General features: G+C 34.2%; 7 protein-coding genes and 1 pseudogene. 7 read left to right on the forward strand and 1 reads right to left on the reverse strand.

The window, feature by feature from the left end; genetic code table 11:
• The coding region (locus SB717_RS32970) for an Ig-like domain-containing protein (protein ID WP_410906976.1) at positions 1–3,997 on the forward strand (3,997 nt) is incomplete at its 5' end.
• Positions 3,998–4,243: 246 nt separating this feature from the next.
• On the opposite strand, the gene SB717_RS32975 is transcribed toward SB717_RS32970, so the two are convergent.
• Positions 4,244–4,768 carry an AAA family ATPase gene (locus tag SB717_RS32975; RefSeq protein ID WP_410906978.1) on the reverse strand — a complete coding sequence of 175 codons (525 nt, stop codon included), beginning with the start codon at positions 4,766–4,768 and terminating at the stop codon, positions 4,244–4,246.
• Positions 4,769–5,684: 916 nt separating this feature from the next.
• On the opposite strand from SB717_RS32975, the gene SB717_RS32980 reads away from it, so the two are divergent.
• The 6 genes and pseudogenes from SB717_RS32980 to SB717_RS33005 all read left to right on the forward strand — a co-directional run.
• Entirely contained in the window at positions 5,685–5,900 is a 216-nt protein-coding gene (locus SB717_RS32980) for a hypothetical protein (RefSeq protein ID WP_055991493.1), read from the forward strand.
• Between the two features lie 118 nt (positions 5,901–6,018).
• Entirely contained in the window at positions 6,019–6,324 is a 306-nt protein-coding gene (locus SB717_RS32985; RefSeq protein ID WP_047933833.1) for a hypothetical protein, read from the forward strand.
• A 617-nt stretch (positions 6,325–6,941) separates the two neighbouring features.
• A complete protein-coding gene (locus SB717_RS32990) occupies positions 6,942–7,316 on the forward strand; it encodes a spore coat protein (RefSeq protein WP_074684417.1) in 375 nt (124 codons plus the stop codon).
• 503 nt (positions 7,317–7,819) lie between these two features.
• On the forward strand, positions 7,820–8,032 hold the full coding sequence (locus SB717_RS32995) for a hypothetical protein (RefSeq protein WP_074684415.1): 213 nt from the start codon (positions 7,820–7,822) through the stop codon (positions 8,030–8,032).
• A 302-nt stretch (positions 8,033–8,334) separates the two neighbouring features.
• Positions 8,335–8,541, forward strand: a complete 207-nt coding sequence (locus SB717_RS33000; protein ID WP_410906981.1) for a hypothetical protein — start codon at positions 8,335–8,337, stop codon at positions 8,539–8,541.
• 416 nt (positions 8,542–8,957) lie between these two features.
• Positions 8,958–9,588 (forward strand): annotated as a pseudogene (locus SB717_RS33005) (pentapeptide repeat-containing protein); the annotation flags it as partial.

Here is a 9,588-nt window from a genome sequence, read left to right on the forward strand (position 1 = left end):
GCCAAACTATGAGTTTGTAATCAATGAAGACACGACTTTAAATAGCCAAGTGGTGGCAACGGATGTCGATGGCAACCCATTGACGTACGGGTTACTGACAGGTCCAGTAAATGGAACGGTCATTGTGAATCCAGACGGTACCTACACGTATACGCCAAATGAAAATTACAATGGGATAGATAGCTTTAGTGTAGTAGTAAGTGACGGCCAGGGAGGAACGGCAGTTTCTACAATCACGATTACAGTTCTGCCGGTAAATGATCCACCAGTAGGCCCAGATGTTATTACGGTTACTACATTTGAAGAAATCCCAGTTACAGGCCAAATCGTAGCAACTGATCCAGATGGAGACCCTCTAATATACACCTTACAAGATCTACCGACTAATGGGACAGCGATAATCAATCAAGAAGGATTGTTCACTTATATACCAAATGAGAATTTTGCTGGAAACGATACGTTCACTGTACGTATAGCTGATCCAACTGGACAATTTATTATTACTAATGTATTTGTTGTTGTTATACCAGTTAAACAGCCACCTACTGTACCGAATTATTCAATTACTACCCCTGAAAACCAATCCGTAACCAGCCAGGTAGTAGGAACCGATCCGAATGGGGATCCACTCACTTATCGTTTAGGAACCTCTCCAGTAAATGGGAACGTTATAGTAAATGCAGATGGAAGTTTTGTATATTTACCAAATTCTAATTATGTAGGTCCAGATTTATTTACAGTTATTGTAGAAGATTCAACAGGTCTTACAGCAGTGTCTATTGTAAATGTTACAGTTATTGATATGAATGATTCGCCAGTTACGAGTGATGTTATTCTTCAGACTATAGAAAACGTAGCAATCAATGGGCAAGTGTTCGCTACAGATCCAGATGATAATTTACTCACTTTCAGTTTATCTGGTACTCCCTTTAACGGCACAGCTGTGGTAAATGCAGATGGAACATTTTTATATACACCAAACTTTAATTTTATTGGCTTGGATTCTTTTACAGTAGAGGTAAGGGATAGTCGCGGAGCTAGTGCACAATCTCTTGTGACTATAAGTGTAATTCGAGTAAATCAACCACCTCTCGTTATAGATTTATCAATTTCGACTGTACAGGGACAGTTTGTAACAGGGCAAATTCCTGCCTTTGATCCTGAAGGTGATCCACTAGTATATGGGCTGAGTTTAGCGCCACTTAATGGTACCGCCATTATTAATGCAGATGGCACCTTTACCTATGCGCCGAACCCAAGTTTTGTAGGAACAGATTCATTCTCTGTTTTTGCCAGAGATACTCTTGGAAACCAAGGGTTTGGAACTATTACCGTGGAAGTGCAGTCTCAAGATTTACCGATTAGTGCTGAAGGGCTCACTTTAACTACTTTAGCAAATCAACCTGTAAGTGGATCTATTGCCACTGTGAATCCAGCGGGCTTTCCGTTAAGTTATGCTGTAGCCATTTCCCCATCAAATGGAACCGTTGTGTTAAATCAAGATGGTGCTTTAGTTTACACACCAAATCCTGGATTCACCGGAGAAGATGTCTTTAGTATCGTTGTCAGAGATTCAGCTGGAAACCAAAGTATCGCTAACGCTGTTGTGACAGTAGTAGTAGGAGACAGAATTTCAGTTGTTAATAGTGAAATAACTACTTTATTCAATGCACCAGTTTCTGGGCAAGTAAGTGCTACAAATTTGAGTGGAAATCAGTTGTTTTATACACTTACGTCTAATCCTATTAATGGATCTGTCTTAGTTAACCCAGATGGAACATTTAGTTATACACCAAATGCTGGATTCTTTGGAACAGATCAATTCCAAGTGCTTGTAAGTGATGTTCTCGGTAATACAGCTGTTGCAACTGTTTCCATTGTTACGGAAGGACCGGTAGAAAGGGCACCCATTGTGTCTGATCAAACCTTGACTACAATTGAAGAACAGCCAGTGTCAGGGGCAGTGCAGGCAGTTGACCCTCAAGGTGAAGCATTAACCTATACGTTACTTGGCACACCACCAAATGGAATAGTCGTATTAAATCCGGATGGCACCTTTACGTATACACCAAATTCAGGATTTGTGGGAACTGAGTCATTTACAGTGGCTGTTCAGAACCAAACTGGTTTAAACGCCACAGCTACCATACAAGTGACTGTTAACCCACTAGTAAATCAAATTATAGTGACAAATACGACGGTTCGAACAGAGGAAAATCAGTCAGTAAACGATCAAGTATCAGCTCGCGATCAGTTAAACAGGCCGTTAACCTACACGCTTAACACTCCTCCGTTATACGGAACAGCAATTGTGAACCAGGATGGAACTTTTATCTATACACCAACTCCAGGTGTAAGCGGTATTGATCAGTTTGATGTGCTTATTCAGAATGATCAGGGAGGCCAAGCAATTGCACCGGTTATTATAATAATAAATCCAGCCCAGAGCACTATTACACTAGAGGATGTAACAGTGCAAACCCAACAAAATGTGAGTGTCTCAGGGACAGTAATAGCTACCGATTCTCTTGGAAGACCTCTTCGCTTTTCATTGAACCTGCCACCTTTAAATGGAACAGTTAGAATAAATCCGGATGGCACATTCACATACACGCCGAACCCTCAGTTTTTTGGAATAGACTCTTTTGCCGTACTTGTGCAAAACGATCGAGGCAATTCAGCCATTGGAATTGTTCGAGTAGTGGTTCAAGAAAATCAAGATATTATTACAGTTACTCCTCTTACAGTGAGAGGGCAAGCAAACCAACCGGTTACAGGGCAAGTTACAGCAACCGACACACTAGGAAGGCCGTTAACATATCAAGTAAATAATTTACCTTCAAATGGAACAATTGTTTTTAATGCGAATGGTACATTTATTTATACACCCAATATGGGTTTTACCGGTATTGACTCCTTTACCGTACTTGTTCAAAATGATTTGGATCAGTTTGCAACGAGCAGTGTGAACGTTGTAGTTGAAGGAATAAATAATACGATTAGTACACAGGATCAGGAATTGACAATTCCAACAGGTCAAATTATTGGAAGTCAAATTATTGCGGTTGATGCATTAGGAAGACCCCTCACCTACACAGTGGTAACACCGCCTGCAAACGGTGTAGTGATTTTAAATACAGACGGCACATTCACCTACACTTCAAACTTAGGGTTTGTCGGTCAAGATCTGTTTGTTGTAGTTGTAAGGAATGACACTGGGCAAGAGGCATTCTCAGTTGTGACTATTAATTCAACTCCAAGTAATAATATCATTACACCAGGCAGTAATACGTTTACTACTCTTCAGGGGATACAGGTGATTGACAGCGTGCAAGCAACAAATCTATTACAAAGACCATTAAATTACACACTGACTACTGAACCGGCTAATGGCAATGTAACCCTTGATGCTTCTGGGAGGTTTGTATATCAACCAAACTCCGGATTTATAGGAACAGATTTCTTTACAGTATTAGTAAGAGACGATTTAGGCACAGACTCTATTGTGCTAGTTACAATTATAGTAGGTAGGTTACCTCAGCCTCCTATCATAGCAGCCCAAACGTTTAGATTGTTGGTTAATACTATTGCAACAGGACGAATTATCGCCACAGATCCAAATTCTCTACAATTGTTTTATCAAGTGACTCAAAATCCACAAAACGGGCAGTTGCTGGTTGATCGAATAACAGGTGAATTTATTTATGTTCCTAACCCTAATTTTGTAGGAACGGACACTGCTGTCGTGCGTGTAACAAATACGGATGGGGTATCAAGTGAAGCTACGGTTACATTTACTGTAGAAAGGGCGCCTACACCTACACCCCCAATTAGCCGTCCAGTCAACAATCTAAGGAAAAGAAAACGTCTTAAAAAGAAAAAACGCAAACAAAAAAATGACTGCTCTAAAACGAAAAAAGAGAAATCACAGGATGATTGTTCTGAAACAAAAAAAGAGAAATCTCGGGATGATTGTTCTAAAAAGAGAAAAAAATAAGATGTAGAAACTGATCCTTTGGTTGCGAATAAAGTAATTCACGGTTCTCTAATTTCACAAAATAAAAACACCTTCACATTTAATAACTAACATTGAATGTAAAGGTGTTTTTTAGTGAAAAAGAAGAAATGAAGGCTTAAAAATATTAGCAAAAATAAATACAAAAATACATTTAGAAAAAGAAAACATTATTTGATATTTTGTGTATAAGAGGTAACAATAATTTTTATTTATAAAGAAAATTTGCTACGATACTATATTTTTAAGAGCAGTCATCAGCTGATCATAATTGAATTTTTTCACAATAGGAAATAAGGTTTTCTCATATGTCCCTTCATATTTCTGAAACAACTCTAATATAAGAAGACGGTTTGTTTGATGAAATTTATCAATTTTGTGTAAATGATTATTCAAGGTTCTCTTATCAACCGTTCCATCTTTTTTTCTATAATTCTCTCTATTCATTAAACGTTTCTTACACTCTTCCGGTGAAAGGTCTAAAAAAATAATTACATTAGCCTTCTCAAAACGTATATCGTAAGTTTCAAAATACCCCCACCCCTCAATAATCCATTTTTTTTGCTCTACTACCTTGTCTAATTGCCTCCTGAATTTGCGCCTTCGGCGACGAAGCTGTTTAATCCTTTGCATGTTTTTATCACGAAACCATAAGTCCAAATGATAAACAGGTATCATTAGGTCCTTTCCGAGAGAAGTAGCCAATGTTGATTTACCCGCACAACTATTCCCAAAGATTACAATTCTACACATAGAGCTCCCATCACTCCATTTATAAAATTAAAGGCCGCTTATAGAATTTAGTATAGGCTATTAGATTATATTAATAAGCCGTAAAATGGGTCGGCTACTTTAAAATATAACTCTTTCTGCTTACATAATAAGAAGCTACTTTAAAAGATCGATAGCATTTTTTCTGTTATATAATTAAATTTTATGATCATGTTAACTGTATATATGTTTGCAGATACAATAAAGGAGACTTATTACTATATAGAATATATACATAATATTTTTCAATAGTAGCCAATTATCTTTTTAGCACCGTAAAACTCTGATAACCACAAAGGTGTGGATAAGTTTTCTTATTAATTCTATATTTCATGCTTGATCTAAATTGCTTCCATAAAGTGAGCGACTAATAGCCTGATTCACTTATTCTATGTCACAATAACTATATATAACCTTATATAACTTAGAGCAAAGACTTAGACCTGCCCTTTTAGTAATCTATTCCTATCTGTAGAAACCGTTATATCGATATTGGTAAGGTAAATAATACAGAAAATATGAGCTTAGATGTAGATTTTAATACGATGTGGAATATTTGAGGGTTGAAAATTGAGCAACGATTTAAACAAGAGTTAGAAGATCTACAAGCTTTACTGTAATTATAAACGAATCAAATTAAAAGGGTTGAGCCTTGTACGATAAAGAGTTTGATCTCATTAGGTACTTAGGCAATGTATCTAACTTTTAAGATTTAGTTTCTAATCTCGATTGCCCTTTTTATCTAAACAAGCTTATCATGTACAAGTTTAGTGTTGATGTTAATATACAGCTAAAAATAGGTATTTTCCCTCCATACTTTGTCCATTCAATGTTTAATATTTTTCATATAATATATAGCAATGTGAATTTATTTTTCTTCTTTAAGGAGGGGTTTTGTATGAGCAGAGATCATAAGTGTGTATGTGATCAGTTAGAAAGATTACAACCAGGGACACAAGTTGATATATTTCTAAACGGAAATGTACTGGAAGACCTTATTTTTACGAACTTTAATTTGGATACTTTCTGTGCAACTTTTGTTGATGTGGAAACGGAGACAGGAACTATTATTGTTTTAGATTGTAGAGATATACAAGCACTTCGAATTGAGTAGCATTATAAGATAATAGTGTAACAGTGTAACTGCAGAAGAGCTTGTAAAAGAGCTCTTCTGTTAATTTAAAAGGACGCTCTATTCAGATATTATCCAAACTAAGAAAGGGAAACTTAAAATGTCAATTTTTGTTAACCGATTTACCAATCCCAAAATATTTAATTCTAATTCTATAGCCGAGAATCATAATCAGAAGGTATATCATATTGATCTGAATTCAAAATACAGTTCTAAAAGTGTGTGCAGCCTTTTAGAAACTTTTCACCAAGGAAAAAAGGTTAAAAACCTTTTAGTAAATGGTACACAAATAAAAGTTCAGAATTTTGTAGGATTTAACCCTAAGACTGGTCTCGCTACATTTTGGGGAAAGAATGATGGTATTCTTTTAGTTGATTGTGAGCGTATTGATGCTATTACACTTTGAAATAATTTTCGCACTATAATGTCCTGTTCTGTGTCTTGTTAATCAGTGAAGATAACCCTTACTGTAATATTGTTTATAGGGAATTAATAACAGCTATTTTTATACTTCCATATCATTTATACAAATATAAAGTTAATTTACAAACGTCTATAGAATTTACAATACTCTGATGCATATTTTTTCTGCAACAAAAAGGCTTCTTAAAAATAGAAGCCTTTTTAAAATTATTAACCATGGAATAGTAAAAACCAAAAAAGTTTAGTCCTATTAAAATATTCAAAACAATTTAGTTTGTAAGGTTCTATATAAATCACGCCAAATTTTCTATTCTAAGTAGAAAAAGGCTACTGTACAGAAGCAATGGTTTTTCTGTTTTTAGGTTGTATAAATTACTCACTTTTAGTTTATATAACGAGATTTATCAGAATTAAAAAGCTATGTTTCTTAAGCAAGAACATAACTATCAAGGAAATATAATTCAATAGTTACACTATATAGATACTATAGGAGTAGCTACCCCTATCTTTAAATTTCATTGCTTGAAAAGGACAAGCATACAAGCAAAAATTTTTCTTTTTCATATTAATATATTATATCTTAAAAAGGGAGGTGGAGTGTTGAACTTTAATAGCAATGCACTCATTGGAACTGAAACAATACAAAAAATCCTAAGCAAGCAAATTTCCAATTCAATAATTGTTGTTAAAGATTCTTGTAATGTTAATATTTCTATCACAGATACACAAACAGCAATAATTTTACAATCATTATTGCAAGTTTTAACCTTTATTTTAACGTTAATAGGTTTAGATGCTAATTCAATAAGATTAATTACAGTCGAAGTTTTACTCCTTGCAAAAGTTATACAATCTAGCAATCATAAAATTATTATCGAAAATTCTAAAAATGTTCATGCTACTACAACTAATATTGATACAGTTATTCTTATACAAAGTTTTATATTAATTTTGACTATTCTACTAATTATCTAGGACAATGTATAACTAAATAAAGGTCGACTTAAGAAAAGCTGGTTCAAATGTTATCGAGCAAGCATTTAATTTCCTGTTAGCATAATAGATTTAAAATCCTCTTCAGTGATTAACTGAAGAGGATTTCAATGTGTAATGATTATATTATGAAAAGAATTAAGATAAAGATTATATTAACTACCAAATAAATCATATTTATTGGCTTACTTTAAGTAAATTGTCTATATGAATAAAATAACAATAATTATTGTGAACTGAGGCCATGAAACATACATTCAAAAACCTTGCGGCAAACAGAACAACCACTGTACAAGAGCAGTAGTTGTTCTGTTTCTAATCTATATACACTGTACATTTTTAGCAACATAATTATTATTCTCGATATTTATTTTTATAATAAATAATTAAATAGTACAAGCTCTTATTTGAAATTTACATATAATAAATCAAATGTAAATTATAAATTTACATTTAATTTATTGCAATAAGGGGGGATACAAAGGATGATTACAGACTTATTAAGAATCTTAGATCCTGGAACACCAGTTCCAACCTTAGTCGTAGGCGGTGCTACGCTTACTAATCTTGTATTTTCAAGCTTTAATGCTACAACTAATTTAGCTTCTTTTGCAACTAGAACAGGTACTGGGACAAACGCTAGCACAAATATTGTCACAGTAAATGCTAATCAAATTCAAGCTATAACAACAGCTTAAATATATATCTTATTTAGAATTGGACATGCTTCATTTGACTATATATTTTATTAGATATATTTTTAAATCTCCATGTTTGACCAAACACTTACATCTAATTTAATGTAATAAATTCCAAAAATTAACTTAATAATCGTATAATTACAAAAAAACTACTGATGGATCCAGTAGTTTTTTTCTGCTTTTAGGCTGTATACGACATACAAAGACAATTTACATAATCTGTTTAATAAGAATGGCATAGTCTATTCTTAGACCATCCCATTCTTATAGAGTTACATTTAGTATTTAGAACAGTCACAATGATTGCAGTCACAGTGACGATGGCATCTACAATTAGAACGGTGATCATGATGATTATTACATTCATGGTGGTGTTTACAGCTAGAACCATGGTGATGATCGCATTCATGGTGATGTTTACAGCTAGAACCATGGTGATGATTACATTCATGACGACGTCTACATCTACAACAAAATACAAGACGATTCCAACAATTCATATATAATACCCCCTATATATAGAATAGGATATTATATTCACAATAAAAAAAATGGCTTGTATTAGTGTCACCTAGTCTAAAAAATAGGCTCTACAATATAGAATGGTTATCCTTAAAGAAAAAATCTTGATGGTCACAAGTAAAAACCAATATTTTTCTTTTATATATATAAATTGTTTACCAATTTGAACAAACTAATCAAGAGGATAAGAAAGATTTTATAAGAAGGGAAAACCTTTAGATATTGCTTAAATATAATGATTAAATATCCCTCGTAACTTCTCGTAAAAATAAGAAGTTGGTCCCTTATAATTGCTGCGGTTAATAATCTTAATATTTGTTCATATGAAATTTTTTTTAGTAACACAAACCAAGCAATTGGGTCATATGCTGATGAATGAAAAATGAAAGGTTGTGAATAAATGAACTATTATGTTTATGTTCCATATTATCCTCTGATGCGTACTTATCACCCAACTGATCATAAATGCAAAAATTCATATCCTGTAGACATGTATTATACCCATCCTACTTATTTTGATTATCGTTTCTACGCTGTTCCGACTTATCATGAAACAGAATACCAAATGGGCAGAAGAAAAGTTAGAAAAGAAAAAGGTGGTCCAGATTTTGAGGCCCCACCTTATCGTAATTCCGACCTTGAGACTTCATCCTCTCATGATTCAGATTTTGAGACTTCATCTTATCGTAATTCCGACCTTGAGACTTCATCCTCTCATGATCCAGATTTTGAAGCTTCATCTTATCGTAATTCCGACCTTGAGACTTCATCCTCTCATGATCCAGATTTTGAGGCTTCATCTTATCGTAATTCCGACCTTGAGACTTCATCCCCTCATGATTCAGATTTTGAGGCTTCATCTTATCGTAATTCCGATCTTGAGACTTCATCCCCTCATGATCCAGATTTTGAGACTTCATCTTATCATAATTCCGACCTTGAGACTTCATCCCCTCATGATCCAGATTTTGAGACTCCATCTTATCGTAATTCCGATCTTGGGACTTCATCCCCTCATGATCCAGATTTTG

It is taken from the genome of Priestia sp. SIMBA_032 (genome assembly GCF_046535215.1).
In the GTDB taxonomy this organism is placed as follows: domain Bacteria; phylum Bacillota; class Bacilli; order Bacillales; family Bacillaceae_H; genus Priestia; species Priestia aryabhattai.

Coding starts and splice junctions, on each gene's coding strand:
- SB717_RS32975 (WP_410906978.1), bottom strand. CDS start 4,768: ATGTGTAGAATTGTAATCTTTGGGAATAGTTGTGCGGGTAAATCAACA.
- SB717_RS32985 (WP_047933833.1), top strand. CDS start 6,019: ATGTCAATTTTTGTTAACCGATTTACCAATCCCAAAATATTTAATTCT.
- SB717_RS32995 (WP_074684415.1), top strand. CDS start 7,820: ATGATTACAGACTTATTAAGAATCTTAGATCCTGGAACACCAGTTCCA.
- SB717_RS32980 (WP_055991493.1), top strand. CDS start 5,685: ATGAGCAGAGATCATAAGTGTGTATGTGATCAGTTAGAAAGATTACAA.
- SB717_RS33000 (WP_410906981.1), top strand. CDS start 8,335: ATGATTGCAGTCACAGTGACGATGGCATCTACAATTAGAACGGTGATC.